The sequence below is a fragment of the Arthrobacter pigmenti genome, from assembly GCF_011927905.1.
Classification (GTDB): Bacteria; Actinomycetota; Actinomycetes; order Actinomycetales; family Micrococcaceae; genus Arthrobacter_D; species Arthrobacter_D pigmenti.
The window spans coordinates 3334518-3348480 of the sequence record NZ_JAATJL010000001.1 but is presented as its reverse complement, the minus strand read 5'-3'; the positions used below and the strand labels follow the sequence as shown (position 1 = coordinate 3348480).

General features: G+C 63.2%; 15 protein-coding genes. 9 read left to right on the top strand and 6 right to left on the bottom strand.

What is annotated here, in order from left to right; all coding sequences use genetic code 11:
* Positions 1–95 precede the first annotated feature (95 nt).
* The 3 genes from BJ994_RS15705 to BJ994_RS15695 are packed head-to-tail and all read left to right on the top strand — an operon-like array spanning position 96 to position 3636.
* Positions 96–1271, top strand: a complete 1176-nt coding sequence (locus tag BJ994_RS15705; protein WP_167995363.1) for a thiamine pyrophosphate-dependent dehydrogenase E1 component subunit alpha — start codon at positions 96–98, stop codon at positions 1269–1271.
* On the top strand, positions 1271–2245 hold the full coding sequence (locus BJ994_RS15700) for an alpha-ketoacid dehydrogenase subunit beta (protein ID WP_167995362.1): 975 nt from the start codon (positions 1271–1273) through the stop codon (positions 2243–2245). The genes BJ994_RS15705 and BJ994_RS15700 overlap by 1 nt, the downstream gene beginning before the upstream one ends.
* Positions 2246–2253: 8 nt before the next feature.
* Positions 2254–3636, top strand: coding sequence for a dihydrolipoamide acetyltransferase family protein (locus BJ994_RS15695; protein WP_167995361.1), 1383 nt, complete (start codon positions 2254–2256; stop codon positions 3634–3636).
* A 73-nt stretch (positions 3637–3709) separates the two neighbouring features.
* Here BJ994_RS15695 and BJ994_RS15690 read toward each other — a convergent pair whose 3' ends face one another.
* Both BJ994_RS15690 and BJ994_RS15685 read right to left on the bottom strand, forming a co-directional pair.
* Positions 3710–5011 (bottom strand): aminotransferase-like domain-containing protein, encoded by a 1302-nt coding sequence (locus BJ994_RS15690; protein ID WP_342450402.1) that lies wholly within the window; start codon positions 5009–5011, stop codon positions 3710–3712.
* A gap of 46 nt (positions 5012–5057) precedes the next feature.
* Positions 5058–6026 carry a helix-turn-helix domain-containing protein gene (locus tag BJ994_RS15685; RefSeq protein WP_167995360.1) on the bottom strand — a complete coding sequence of 323 codons (969 nt, stop codon included), beginning with the start codon at positions 6024–6026 and terminating at the stop codon, positions 5058–5060.
* A 388-nt stretch (positions 6027–6414) separates the two neighbouring features.
* Between BJ994_RS15685 and BJ994_RS15680 the strand changes: the two genes are divergently transcribed.
* The 3 genes from BJ994_RS15680 to BJ994_RS15670 all read left to right on the top strand — a co-directional run bounded on the left by BJ994_RS15680 (position 6415) and on the right by BJ994_RS15670 (position 7874).
* Positions 6415–6579 carry a hypothetical protein gene (locus BJ994_RS15680; protein WP_167995359.1) on the top strand — a complete coding sequence of 55 codons (165 nt, stop codon included), beginning with the start codon at positions 6415–6417 and terminating at the stop codon, positions 6577–6579.
* Positions 6580–6672: 93 nt separating this feature from the next.
* Positions 6673–7632 (top strand): lantibiotic dehydratase C-terminal domain-containing protein, encoded by a 960-nt coding sequence (locus tag BJ994_RS15675; RefSeq protein WP_167995358.1) that lies wholly within the window; start codon positions 6673–6675, stop codon positions 7630–7632.
* 50 nt (positions 7633–7682) lie between these two features.
* Positions 7683–7874, top strand: a complete 192-nt coding sequence (locus BJ994_RS15670) for a hypothetical protein (RefSeq protein WP_167995357.1) — start codon at positions 7683–7685, stop codon at positions 7872–7874.
* A gap of 69 nt (positions 7875–7943) precedes the next feature.
* Here the strand turns inward: BJ994_RS15670 and BJ994_RS15665 are convergent, their stop codons facing one another.
* Entirely contained in the window at positions 7944–8432 is a 489-nt protein-coding gene (locus BJ994_RS15665) for a MarR family winged helix-turn-helix transcriptional regulator (protein WP_167995356.1), read from the bottom strand.
* Between the two features lie 135 nt (positions 8433–8567).
* Between BJ994_RS15665 and BJ994_RS15660 the strand changes: the two genes are divergently transcribed.
* Positions 8568–9590 carry a Gfo/Idh/MocA family protein gene (locus BJ994_RS15660; protein ID WP_167995355.1) on the top strand — a complete coding sequence of 341 codons (1023 nt, stop codon included), beginning with the start codon at positions 8568–8570 and terminating at the stop codon, positions 9588–9590.
* Here the strand turns inward: BJ994_RS15660 and ald are convergent.
* A complete protein-coding gene (ald, locus tag BJ994_RS15655; RefSeq protein ID WP_167995354.1) occupies positions 9587–10699 on the bottom strand; it encodes an alanine dehydrogenase in 1113 nt (370 codons plus the stop codon). The genes BJ994_RS15660 and ald overlap by 4 nt on opposite strands.
* A gap of 32 nt (positions 10700–10731) precedes the next feature.
* Between ald and BJ994_RS15650 the strand changes: the two genes are divergently transcribed.
* Positions 10732–10899 carry a hypothetical protein gene (locus BJ994_RS15650; RefSeq protein WP_167995353.1) on the top strand — a complete coding sequence of 56 codons (168 nt, stop codon included), beginning with the start codon at positions 10732–10734 and terminating at the stop codon, positions 10897–10899.
* 95 nt (positions 10900–10994) lie between these two features.
* Positions 10995–12203, top strand: a complete 1209-nt coding sequence (locus BJ994_RS15645; protein WP_167995352.1) for a PucR family transcriptional regulator — start codon at positions 10995–10997, stop codon at positions 12201–12203.
* Here the strand turns inward: BJ994_RS15645 and BJ994_RS15640 are convergent.
* Both BJ994_RS15640 and BJ994_RS15635 read right to left on the bottom strand, forming a co-directional pair.
* Positions 12183–12560, bottom strand: a complete 378-nt coding sequence (locus BJ994_RS15640; protein ID WP_167995351.1) for a helix-turn-helix domain-containing protein — start codon at positions 12558–12560, stop codon at positions 12183–12185. The genes BJ994_RS15645 and BJ994_RS15640 overlap by 21 nt on opposite strands.
* 493 nt (positions 12561–13053) lie before the next feature.
* Positions 13054–13818, bottom strand: coding sequence for an SDR family oxidoreductase (locus tag BJ994_RS15635; protein WP_167995350.1), 765 nt, complete (start codon positions 13816–13818; stop codon positions 13054–13056).
* Positions 13819–13963 lie beyond the last annotated feature (145 nt).

The following is a 13963-nucleotide window of genomic DNA, read 5'->3' as shown; positions in this document are numbered from 1 at the left end:
GTCGTCGTTAGTCTAAGGGGACGGCGCATGCGCTTCAGCGCATGAAAGCCGGGTAAATATACGCCTCACGGAATATGACCGGCAAGGAACAAAGTATGGCAACATCGGGCCTTCCAGCGGCCGAGTTTGACGCCGAGGAGCAGTTCGACGCCCACCACCCACCGGATCTGACGCGTGATCCGGCAGGGATGGTGCAGTTCCTCTCACCCGACGGGGAACTGAAAGTCAGCGGCCCCTATGGCGGATACGCACCCGCAGAGGGCGAGCTCGAAGTGCTCTACCGCGACATGTATCTCATCCGCCGGTTCGACCAGGAGGCAACGGCACTCCAACGCCAGGGTGAGCTGGCACTGTGGGTCCAGCTGCGGGGGCAGGAGGCGGCGCAGGTCGGGTCCGCCTACGCCATGCTGCCGCAGGACTACGTCTTCCCCACCTACCGCGAACACGCCGTGGCAGTTGCACGCGGCGTCGCGCCCGCTGACCTGCTGAAGCTGTTTCGGGGGATCACCAACGGTGGCTGGAACCCAAAGGACTCCAACTTTCATCTCTACACGCTGGTCCTCGCTGCCCAGTCACTGCACGCGGTGGGCTACGCAATGGGCATGCAGCGCGATCAGGCCGCTGACCCGGCTCTCCCGAAAGCAGCCACGGTTGCGTACTTCGGCGACGGCGCCAGCTCTGAGGGCGACGTTCACGAGTCGATGGTCTTCGCCGCCTCGTTCAACGCGCCGGTTGTCTTCTTCTGCCAGAACAACCACTGGGCCATCTCGGTACCCACTGAAGTGCAGTCGAGGGTGCCCCTTGCCCACAGGGCGCGCGGCTACGGCTTTCCCGGGATCCGCGTTGACGGCAATGACGTGCTGGCTGTGCGGGCAGTCACGCGCTGGGCTCTTGAACGCGCCCGCAACGGCGGCGGCCCCACGCTCATCGAAGCGTTCACTTACCGGATGAGCGCGCACACCACGGCGGATGACCCCACCAAGTACCGCCTGCCTGCCGACGAGGAGCTGTGGGTGCCGCGCGATCCACTGATCCGGGTGGAGCGGCGCCTGCGTGCTACGGGAACGGGAGATGATTTCTTCGCGGATCTGGAGCAGGAAGCCGCCGTCCTCGCCAGGGAACTGCGCGCAGACGTGCTGGCTATGGAGGCGCCCGGACTCGAACACCGTTTCGCGACCACCTACGCCGAAGCACATCCGCTCATCCAGGAGGAACTTCAGGCCTGGAAGGACTATGAGGCCGGGTTCGCCCGCGAGGAGGGGCTGAGCTGATGCCCACAATGACCATTGCCAAAGCCCTCAACGAGGGGCTGCGCGCCGCGCTGACCACCCACCCCACAGCGCTGCTCATGGGCGAGGACATCGGTGATCTCGGCGGCGTCTATCGGGTCACCGAGGGTTTGAAGGCGCAATTCGGCTCCGACCGCGTGGTGGATACTCCGCTTGCGGAATCTGGCATTGTCGGCACCGCGATCGGCCTGGCGCTGCGCGGGTACCGGCCGGTGTGCGAGATCCAGTTCGACGGTTTCGTGTTCCCCGCGTTCAACCAGATCACCACCCAGCTGGCCAAGATTCATGCGCGCAGCGACGGGCAACTGACCGCGCCCGTGGTGATCCGCATCCCTTACGGCGGGGGGATTGGAAGCATCGAACACCACTCAGAGTCACCCGAGGCCCTGTTCGCACACACCGCCGGGCTGAGGATCATCACGCCATCCAACGCGCATGACGCCTACTGGATGATTCAGCAGGCCGTCGATTGCACGGACCCGGTGATCGTCTTCGAACCCAAGCGTCGGTACTGGCAGAAGGGGGAGGTTGATCTGACTGCCGTGCCTCCTTCCCCGTTCGAAGCCCAGGTGCTCCGGGAAGGCACCGATGCCACCGTCGTCGCCTACGGCCCCCTGGTACCGGTTGCCCTCGCAGCTGCCGACGCGGCAGCAGAGGACGGCACGAGCGTGGAAGTCATCGACCTCCGGTCCATCTCACCCATCGATTTCGACACGGTGACGGCGTCGGTCCAGAAGACCGGCCGGCTCCTGGTCGCCCATGAGGCGCCGACGTTCGGCGGGATCGGCGGCGAGATTGCCTCCCGGATCACCGAACGCGCCTTCCTTTCGCTGGAGGCGCCGGTGCTGCGGGTCGGCGGCTTCCACCTGCCCTATCCCACCGCGCGAACCGAGGAGCACTACCTCCCGGACATCGACCGCATCCTGCACTCGCTCGACACCGCCCTCGCGTACTAGAAGGACCCATGACGCTGAACACCTTCAAACTCCCGGACGTTGGCGAGGGCCTCACCGAGGCTGAAATCGTCCGCTGGCAGGTCCAGCCCGGAGCCACAGTTGCCGTCAACGAGGTGATCGTGGAAATCGAAACCGCCAAGTCCCTCGTAGAGCTGCCTTCGCCGTATGCCGGAGTGGTCGCTGAACTCCTCGTGCAGGAGGGCGAAACGGTTGCGGTCGGCACTCCGATCATCTCCGTCACGGACGGCACGGTGGACGCCATCGATTCCCCGCCTGCTGCCAACCATGTCCCCGGCGAACTGGTGACGCCGCCCCGCCAGGAGGCGCCGTCGTCGTCCGCGGGGGCCAACGCACCGCTGGTGGGAACCGGCCCCCGGGCCGACTCCTCCCGCCGCCGCCCCAGAACCGATCGCCCCGGCAGGCAAACAACGACGACGGCGCCCGCCGCCGCAAGCGCGCCACCCGCCCAGGTGCCGGGAGACGGCAATACCGCGCCTTCGCCCGTCGTCACGAAGCGTGCGCTCGCCAAACCGCCCGTGCGCAAGGCTGCCCGCGATCTCGGAATCGATCTCGCGGACGTTCCGGCAACCGGCGGGTCCGGCGAAGTGACCAAACAGGACCTCCTCAGTTACCAGGCCCAGCGGGACGCGGAGCAGGATTCAGCGCCGTCGTTCTGGGGTGCCGCGAGCCGTCCGCAGGATGAGCGCATTGAACGGATTCCGGTCAAAGGTGTGCGGAAGGCGACCGCCCGGGCCATGGTGGAGAGCGCGTTCACCGCCCCGCATGTGAGCATCTTCGTGGACGTCGATGCGTCCCGCACCATGGAGTTCGTGAAGCGGCTGAAATCCTCGCGGGACTTCGAGGGGATCAAAGTTTCACCCTTGCTGATCCTGGCGAAGGCGGTAATCTGGGCGGCCGCCCGGAACCCGTCGGTGAACGCTACCTGGACGGATCAGGAGATCCTGGTCAAGCACTACATGAACCTGGGAATCGCGGCGGCGACGCCGCGGGGGCTGATGGTTCCGAACATCAAGGATGCCCAGGACCTCTCACTGAAGGAGCTTGCGGTTGCCTTGAATGAACTGGCAACCACGGCACGGGCAGGCAAAACGCGGCCCGCGCAGATGCAGGACGGGACGCTCACGATCACCAACATTGGCGCCCTCGGCATCGACACGGGCACGCCGATCATCAATCCGGGTGAGGTCGCGATCGTGGCCTTCGGAACTATCAAGCAGAAGCCCTGGGTGCTCGACGGCGAGGTCATCCCCCGGTGGATCACTACGCTCGGTGGATCCTTCGATCACCGGGTTGTGGACGGCGACCTTAGCGCACGCTTCATGGCCGACGTCGCGTCCATCCTGGAGGAGCCCGCCCTCCTGCTCGACTAACGGGCGAGGGCCCCGACCTGAGCTAAAGCCGTCGGGCAAAGCACAGTTGGGAGCCCGGTAGTCGCTAGGGCCCCTAGGTAGTGCTGTGCTGCTTGGCGATTGCATCCTGCAGGATGGGAGCGAGGCGGCGGATGCCTTCCTCGATGTCCTCGGGTGAAACGGCGCTGAAGGCCAGCCGCAGCTTGTTCGAGGGTTCGTCCGAGGGCGTGAAGGCCGCACCCGGGATGAAGACCACACCGGCATCGATCGCCTGGTGTAGGAGAGGGTATGTGTCCACGCCTTCCGGAAGTGTCACCCAGATAAAGAACCCGCCGTCGGGCGTAGTCCAGGATGCGTCCTCCGGCAAGTGCTCGGCGAGGGCCTTGAGCATGGTTTCGCACCGCTCGCTGTAGAGTGCGCGTGTGTTTTCCAGGTGTCCCCGCCAGTCGTAGTCGCTCAAGTAGGCCGAAACGAGCATCTGGGTGAGGGGCGACGGGCAGAGCACAACTGCTTCGCAGGCAAGGTAGAAGCGGCGGTGAAGGTGCTTCGGGACCAGCGCCCACCCCAATCGCACTCCTGGAGCGAAGATCTTCGAGAAGGAGCCGAGGTAGATGACGTCGTCCGGATTATCTGCGCGCATGGGCGGCAGTGGGTGCCCGTCGAAGCGGAGCATGCCGTACGGGTTGTCCTCAAGGATGAGGATGTTGTTTCTACGGCAGATTTCGACAATACGCTGGCGACGATCTGCGGCCAGGGTGATGCCGCTCGGGTTGTTGAAGCTCGGGATCGTGTAGAGGAGCTTTATGCGCCTTCCCTCAGCGAGCAACTCATCGATGCGTTGCTCGAGGCGCTCAGGCACAAGACCGTCCTCGTCCATCGCGACCGCCTGCACATCCACCTGGTACGCCTCGAAGGTGTTGAGCGCGCCTACATAGGTGGGGTCCTCGCACAGGATGACGTCTCCGGGATCGCAGAAGACCTTGGCCGCTACGTCCTGTGCTGACTGGGAACCCGTGGTTACAACGATGTCCGATGGATCGGCGTCGGGGATCCCCTCGGCGGCCATGACCTCGCAAATCTGGTGACGGAGATGCTCCATGCCCTGTCCACCGCCGTACTGCAGGGCTTCAAGCCCGTGTTCGGCGATGATGCGCTCTGCCGTCTTGCCAAGATCCGCAAGGGGCAGGGACTTGAGGTAGGGGCTGCCGCCGGCCAGTGAGACAAGGCCCGGACGAATTGATATGTCGAAGACGTCCCGCACTGCAGATTGTTTGATGTTGGCGGCGCGTTCGGAGAACAATTCCTCGTGTCTATGAGCTGATTCCGCAGCCCGTTCCAGGGCTACCTCGGTCTCGGCGGGCAGAAGCGTGGAGTTCAGTTCGTCCTGAGAAGTCACTTGACGAGTCTAGGGGATCAGTTCACTGATAGGCAACGGAAGTTTTCTAAATCCACCCTGCCTGATGCGCCTTGATGCCGGCCTGGAAACGGCTCTCAGCCCCAAGTTGCTCCAGCATCCATGCAATGTGCCTGCGGCATGTGCGGACGTTGATATCAAGACGCCGGGCAATCACTTCGTCCGAGAAGCCTGATGCAAGGCCCTTCAGAATTGCATGCTGAGTGCTGTTCAGGGGCGAATCCAGTGGCTCATCCACGAGGAACGGCTCGCTGAGCTCCCAGGCGAACTCGAACAACTGCGTGAGGATATGAATCAGGTGCGGATCGCGCACCACGAGCGCCGCTTTGTCATCATGCCTGAGCTGCCGGGCAACAAGGGCGAGCTTCCGGTCAAAAATAAGCATTCGCAGCGGTACCCGCGGTAGCGCCCCGAACTGACCGCCGCCTGCCGTGATCGCTGCAACAGCCTTCCGGGTTGGCACGTGGTCGCGGATGCTGATGTCGTACAGGGTTTTGCGCTTCACGCCCTTTGCAAGCAGCTCCAGGTCCTTGCGGACGTTCTCCTCCTGCACATCCGCCGTTGAACCCTGGCCGGGCTGGGCTATGAGCACCTTCTCGGTGACGTCACGGCCGTAATCGATAAGTACCCGGTGAATCAGGTGGGGATCCTCAAGTGTCTCCACGGCGGAGCTGGCAATGACGCTCTTGCGGGCTTCAAGATAGGTGGGAACGAGCGTGGAGAGTTCCCTTCTGCGCGCGCTGATCCGGGTCCGCAGATCCTGCACCGCGCGTTCATCGGCATCGACGAGATCAGCCAGTGCAACGTCCGGTGAGACGGCGACAAATGCATGTTCCTTGGCTGTTTGAGTGCTCAGCAATCTGCGCTCAATGAGTACTTCCATCGCTGACTCGATGTCCCGTAGGGTGTACCCAAGCGCTTCGGAAGCTTCAGATCGGGTCCAGCCCGGATTGCCCACGGCATAGCGGTACAACTCTATGCATATGCCGTCGAGCATCGGCGTCCCTTTCCGAATGTCCGCTTCCCTGAGGCCAGCCTACAGACCCTGTGGGCTGGCACTCCCAGTATGGTCGGATGTTCTGCTCATCAGAGAACCAAAAATGACCCTGTAAAAACATGACATGTCCACTTAAGGACACACGATAGCCGCGATGCTCAAAGTTTGCACTTTTTCCGTGTAATTGCGCGGATTTTCGGGCATTTTGGCGTGGCGCTTCCGCCCCCCACCCCGGCCCCACCGGAGCCATGTGTCCGCATCAGGTCATGTCCTGAATAGGGCGCCCCCTCAGCTGGACATCATGCAATCACGCGCCACATGCTTGATTCACCGGCTCGACGGCGAGCAGGACCGCGTCACTTGCAACCTGACGGAAGGGAAACATCTTATGAAGAAGATCATCGGCGCCGCAGCCGGCCTCCTTGTCGCAGCAGCAGCTCTGGCACCAGCATCCCCGGCTCTGGGAGCCGCAAGCTGGGATTGGCCCAAGTCTGTGACTGCCAGCTGGGACTGGCCCAAGTCAGCCGTTGCAAGCTGGGATTGGCCGAAGTAACCCAACTGAATACGGTTCGCGTCCTCAACGGAAGCAGCGAATCAACTAAAGACTCGCCCCAGCGGGGGTAACCAAAGCCCGAAGGAGGATGTCATGAGTCAGCTAACCGCAGTTCGAACCGCCTCACGAACAGCAATTGGCGCTCAATGGTGGCATCTCTCCACACAAGCAGGTGGCTTCGATGTAGCGGACGGCATCATTGGAGATCTGGTTACCCCGCTGGCGGCGCAGGCGCAGGTTCTGCGAGCCGGCAGATGGTTCTACTCACGGTGTATGGAGCCATCTGCCGTACAGGTGCGGCTGCACATTCTTGCGCAGCCTGGGACAATCGAGCGGCTTCAGACCTTTCATCAGGCTTTGGTGAAGCGCAGCAACCTTGACCTGGCGTCACTTCCCTCCCATCAGCACTGCTCTCCTCCCGCCGGTAGCGGCTACTATCTCCGCGGCATGGAAGACTCCGATCCACAACTCGAAGCCGAATTGTTCAAGTACGGGGGAGTGGAGGGTCTTCAGCTCGCGGAGGAAGTGTTCGAGTTGTCTTCGGAGCTCGCCGCGTGGGGAACCCAGCGGTTCGCCAAGATGCATAACCGGTCCGCTTTTGCCTCGTTGATCCTGTTTGATTCGGCCCGGAGCATGATGAAGGGTCCCAGGTCTGCGAGCTGGCCTGATCGCCGCCGAATCTCCTGGGACTACTACTGGGACAGCCACCTGAAGACCTGCACGCCGGACCTCGGGCCGCGCGGTGCTTCCGTACGGGAAGCAATGATGACCCAGGTGAACGCAAAGGTCCCTGGTTTCCACGGACTCATGTCGGCAACCGCAGCAGAATCCGCCGTGCATAACTGGCGGCGGCGCTGGTTCCGGGCGCTGGACACGTACCTCTACCGGGCAGACAAAGCACGGGTGAGCCGAAGCGCGCAGCACCTCACCGTCCATCAGGCCCACATGACACTCAATCGTCTTGGCTTCACTCCGCGCGAAGAAGCCGTACTTGGCCTCTACGCACGCACCTGGACCGTGGACCGCGAGCGGACCCTGTTCAACCGAAACTGACTCTCACTGTGCCTCATCGTCAATCGCGCGACGAGAAAGGAAATCTCTCAATGCCCCGCAACGAAGACGTCATTCTCGCCACGGACGCACGAGACCTGAGCGAGGCCCTCGGATGCTCGCCCGACACGGTGGAAAATCTACGCGGAATGGGCGTTATCGCTTCCCAGGGCGAACTCTGGGATGTTGGACCTGCACGCGACTACCTCAGGGACGCAGCCTGGGCCGACAGCCTCTGGCACTGAGCCCGCCGGCAACACGGTGAATTTCGCAAATGAATCGTTCAGCCCACGCGGCAAGCATTCAACAATCGCTCACTCTTCCCGAACGTCGCCTCCCTCGCGAAGTTTGCTGATCAACGTCCCCAATTCCTGCCGCAGGGCGGTTGTCTTCTGCGCAAACAGTGAGTCCTCAAGATCCCACGCATCAGCGAGGATTGCCTTCCCGGCGTAAGTCAGTCGATATACGTCCGATCCCCCGTCCACGAGGTCCGACGCCGCCAGTTCCTGGAGCGCTTCTTCAACCGCAGATTCTGCCAGCAGGCACTGGCCTGCAATTTCGGAAACTCCTGCTTCCTGCAGGTCAGCGAGGCCGCTGAGAACCGTATGCCCGGCAGGGCTGAGTCCAAGAGCACCAAGCTGATCGTGAAGATGCTGTTGCACAAAGTGTGCGGCGGTGGTCAACATGAGCCGGGTTGACTGGTCAGGGTCAAGATATCCCCCTTCCTTCGCTGCGAAGGGCGTCGGCTGTTCATCAGCCGAATCAGCGGGATTTGATGCACTGGGGTCCTGAGCGGAAACCATGGGGTCCTTTTACTGCGAGGATCTCGTGGCCGCTGCTTGACCGGTTCCTGATCATAGTATGCGTTCGGAGAGCAACAAACTCGGTGTATCGAGCCGCACAGCGGTGCACCAGCCTCTGAGTCATATGCTGGGCGCATGACGAGAATCAGAACAGCAGTCATCGGGTTCGGGCTCGGCGGGCGGGTCTTTCATGCCCCTTTTATTGCCGCTAATCCGCGATATTCCCTCGACGTTGTGGTGACCTCGAACGAGGAGCGGATTGCACAGGTCCAGACGCAGTACCCCCAGGCGCGGATTATCCGCTCGGTGGATGAGCTGTGGCAGGAGGCGGATGAACTCGATCTCATTGTGGTGACCACACCGCCCGCCAGCCACGCACCCCTGGCGGAAGCGGTGCTCAAGGCGGGGGTCGCCGTCGTCGTCGATAAGCCGTTCGTGGCGAAGTCCGCCGACGGCGAGAGCCTGGTCGAGCTCGCCCGTGAGAAGGGCCAACTACTCACGGTTTTCCAGAACAGCCGGTGGGACGGCGGTTACCTCACCATTCGAAAGCTGTTGCAGGAGGGCGCCCTCGGTACGGTTCGTCGGTTCGAATCCCGCCTGGAGTCCTACAAGCCGCTCGTAACCAAACCGTGGAAGGCCAGCACCCCGGCAAGCGAGGGCGGCGGCATCCTCTTTGACCTTGGGCCGCACCTGATCGACCAGGCGCTGCAGCTTTTCGGGGATGCGGAGCTCGCCCACGTCGAACTGGCCGCCCACCGGGAGGAGGACGGGCCCGACGACGACGTCTTCCTTGCCCTGCATCATCACTCCGGCGTGATCAGCCATCTGTGGATGAACACACTGGCACCGCAGGCAGCACCGCGCTACCGGGTAACCGGATCGAAGTCGGCGTACACCAAATGGGGCAAGGACGTGCAGGAAGCAGCAGTGGACGCCGGGATGCTTCCCACGGACCCGGGCTACGGTGTCGAGGACAGCCTCTCCTGGGGCTTACTGGGGTTCGACCAGCAGGCGGAGCGGATACGGACAGAGAACGGCGCCTATCCGGATTTCTACGACCTGTTGGCCGCGGCGCTGCTCGACGGCGGGCCGGTGCCTGTGGACCCGGCCGACAGCCTGAAGGCGCAGCGCATTATCGAAGCAGCGCACAGTCTCTAGACCAGTTGGCGCCAGTCCTCATTGAGCTCAAGGCCGTGTGCGTCGGATACGGAGTGGTGTGCCACCGCTCCACTCGCGATATTGAGGCCGTGGACCAGCGACGGGACCGCTTCGAAGGCCCCGCGCACGCCCTTGTCAGCCAGTGCAATGCCGTACCGCAGGGTCACGTTGGTCAGCGCATAGGTGGACGTGTTCGGGACGGCGCCCGGCATGTTCCCTACGCAGTAGAAGAGCGACTGATGCACCGTGAAGGTCGGGTCCTCGTGGGTGGTGACGTGTGAGTCCTCGAAGCAGCCGCCCTGGTCCACGGCAATGTCCACGAGCACGCTGCCCGGTTTCATCCGGGACACCATATCGTTTGTCACGAGCTTGGGAGCCTTTGCGCCGGGGATGAGGACCGAACCGATCACGAGGTCGGCGTCGAGTACGGCACGCTCAATTTCGAACGCGTTGGAGGCGATGGTCTTCACCCGGCCCGCGTATTGCGCGTCGAGTTCGCGCAGCCGGGCGATGTTGATGTCGAGTATCGTTACCTCCGCTCCCGTGCCAACGGCCATGGCGGTCGCGTTGGTTCCCGCAACGCCCGCGCCGAGCACAACCACTTTCGCCGGCCGGACTCCGGGTACGCCGCCGAGCAGGAGGCCGGGGCCCCCCGACGGCGCGGTCATCACCTGGGCGCCGACCTGGACCGAGAGGCGCCCGGCAACCTCGGACATCGGCGCGAGAAGCGGAAGTGCGCGTCCCTCCTGCACTGTCTCGTAGGCGATCGCCGTTACGCCGGACTCCATGAGTGCGTGCGTGAGCTTGGGTTCGGCCGCCAGATGCAGGTAGGTGAACAGCACCAGGCCCTGCCGGAAACGGTGGTACTCCTCGGCGATGGGCTCCTTGACCTTCATCACCATGTCCGCGCGCGCCCAGAGGTCGTCGGCGTCCTCGACAATCTCGGCGCCTGCGGCGATGTACTCCGCATCGGTGATGTTGGAGCCGACGCCCGCAGACTTCTGCACGAGCACTGTATGCCCGTGGGTGCGGAACTCGTGGACACCGGAGGCGGTGATGGCCACGCGGAACTCGTTGTTCTTCACTTCTTTGGGGACGCCGATGATCACGGGATTCTCCGTTGCTCGTAAGGGGTTCGGTTGTGACCGGCAGAGTTTGTGGCCCCGCAATTACAGAATACGAGCGCGCCCGCTCCTCCGACAGGGCCCAGTCAAGCGGCACCAAGGGCAGACGTACGACGACGGCGCGTGGCGTCGTCGTCGTACGGGTCAACTTTGGCGCGCACACGCGGAAGGAAGGCATGTTGTGATGGACGTCACTACCACAGGGCGCGATGCGAAGCCATTCGACATTTGTCGAGTCCTGGGCCGTCAAGTGTCGTCGGCTGGTCCCTAGGATGGAGGGATGCAGACAACGGAGGTGGAGCGGGAGGTCGAGCGGATCGCTACCCGGCTTGGCCGCGGGCTCTCCCTGGAGGACCTGGACGGCGTGCTGTTGGCATACAGCAGCCACCAATCCTCGGCCGACCGCGTACGCGTCAACTTCCTGCTGAGCAAGAAGGTGCCGGCCGATGTGAGCGCCTGGCAATTGAGGCACGGCATCGCAACGGCGGTGCGGCCGGTTGTGGTTCCCGCCAATGACGAACTGGGGATGCTGGGCCGGGTATGCGTGCCGCTGCTGGTGCGTGGTTTCCGGGTGGGTTACCTGTGGGTGCAGCAGGAGGTCAATGAAGACTCCGCACAGCACATTCTTTCCCAGCTACCAGGTGTGCGGGACGGGATGGACCGACTCGCCGCCCTGCTGCTGGAAGGAAACACAGCGGGTTCGGAGCACCGGAGCAGGCGGGAGGCAGTCTTCCTTGCAACGCTCGATCGTGATGGACCGGCAACGGAGGACCTCGCGGGCTGGCCCGAACTCAGCGGAACTGCGCCCTGGCACCTCACCGTTCTGCTCGACCCGTCGCGCCCGGCCGCGGTTGACGTACAGGCCGCCACACTTGCACACAGTACGGCTGCGCTGCAGGCCACGGTGGGCGCCGAACCAGTGGTGTTCAGCGCAGGAACGCCGTCGCACGCAATCCTGCTGTTCCGCGATGAGTCCGGACGCGCGGAGCAGGCGGCCATCCGGCGTCGTTACGCCGAGCGCTTTTCGACAGTGACCGGGAATCCAGCGGATCGCCTGATTTCCGGTACCAGCGAGCCCTTCGCGGCACCCGACGGACTTGCAGGCGCGTACGAGCAGGCGCGGTGGGCGGCGCAGGCGTCAGCCGTGGATGCGCAGTTGGGTGAGGCCGTGGATTACCGCTCGATAGGTGTGTTCCAGTTCCTTGCCGGAAGGGGTTGGCAGCGGTCTACGGCCCGCTCCGTGTACTTCGCCGAGATCGAGGACCATGACCGCAACCACGAACTGCTTGCCGTCCTGGAGCTTCTGTACGACAAGAACGGTTCAGTCCAGGAAGTCGCGGAACAGCTTCACCTGCACCGCAGCAGTGTGTACAACCGACTGGCGCGGGTGCGGTCAATCATCGGCGCCGATCCGTTGAGCGGGCAGGTCCGGCTCGAATTGCATCTCGCGCTCAAGGCCCGCCGCTGGTCACGCCGGCCCCGCATCTGACTTCCGCTGGGTGGCGAGCCAGGCATCGATAGCGTCCCGGCGAATCCGCCGGTGCGTCCCGCGGTATTCGACGGGGATGGTGCCGGCGTCGGTCAGGTTCCGAAGATACGTGTGCGAAATGCCGGCTGCTTCTGCCGCCTGCGAGGTGGTCAGCGTCTCCGCGACCGAGGTAACAGTCACGGAATCGCCGGCGGCGAGACGGTGCAGGAGGTCGACGACGGCGTCCCGCGCCTGGGCGGGCAGCTTCACCGCGGTGCCGTCTACGAAGACTGTGACGTCGTCGTTCTCGCTTATCGCCCGTGACAGGGAACGCTGCTGGGTCTCGGGGAGAGCAGGTGACGTGCGGGAGCGGATCATAACCCCTATTGTGCCAATTCGCCGGTAATTAGAACGCGCGGACTTCCGTAATTTGCATTCAAACGCTATCGTTATTAGACCTTAACTAAGCGAGCTTAGTTGTTGCTCCTCTTAACTACTTGTACTCACTTGCGGTTTGGAAACGGTGGACAAACAATGACGATTATCAACCCGGACCATCGCAGCACAGGCCTCCCATCGACGGGAGGACTGGCAGAGCGGGACAGCGCGCTGCCGTGGTGCGAGCGATGCAGTACGGACGAGTTCCTGATCTATGAGGATTTTGTTCCGGCGCGTGTCTCCTCCGAGGGAAGGGACCTAATTCCCGCCAGTGTTAGCTACTCCTGTTCCGTTTGCGGTTCGTTCAATGGGCACCAGGTTCCGCCCATGTGGAGCCCGCCGCACTGGTTCTGGTACAGCTGATCCTTCTCGGAAAACGTCTCGAAGAGGCCTCTCGCGTTGAACGCGGGAGGCCTCTTCGTATCTGTGCCAATTAGCCGCGCCCAATGAACGGCATCCCGCTCGCCGTCATGACCACAGTCCCGATGCTTGCCGACGCCGGCAACTGCGCCATGTGCAGTACCGTGCGCGCCGCTTCCTCCACGGGGAACGTTGGCTCCACGCGCCTGCTGCCGTCGGCCTGAAGGGCGCCCTCGCCCACGCCCAGTGTGGTCATCAGGTCGGTGTGCGTATTCCCGATGTCGATCTGACCGCAGGTAATGCCGTAGGGGCGCCCGTCGAGTTCGATCGACTTCGTGAGCCCCGTGATGGCGTGTTTGGTGGTCGTGTAGGCGGCCGAGCGTGGCCGGGGGGAGTGCGCTGCAATCGACCCGTTGTTGATGATCCGCCCACCCTGTGGGTCCTGCTCCTTCATGAGCCGGAATGCCTCAGCCGCGCACAGGAACGAGCCGGTGATGTTGACGGCGACCGTGCTGGACCACTCGTCGAAGCCGACCTCGTCCACAGCCCCCGCGGGTCCGAAGATCCCGGCGTTGTTGAACAGGACGTCCAGGCGCCCCCAGCGCTCGCGCACCTGCGCGAAGAGCCGGCCGACGTCGTCGTGCTGTGAAATATCAGTGGGCACCACCTGCGCAAGCTCCCAGCCCTGGGCGGTGTGTTCCAGTGGTTCGCGGTGCCGGCCGGCGAGTACGACGGCGTAACCCGCCTCCAGGAAAGCGTGCGCCACTGCGCGCCCAATGCCGGAGCCGGCGCCGGTGACGAGGGTGATGCGGGGACCGCTTTCCGGCGAATGATTCATGACGCACGCTCCTGGTTGCGATTGACATTCTGATCTTCGTGGTCGTTCACTGTAGATATCTAATGGAAGTATTGTTCCATATTGTGGAACCTTCTTGCGCAAAACATGTGCGATGACGGACAGAGCAAAGGATGCCCAAGGATGA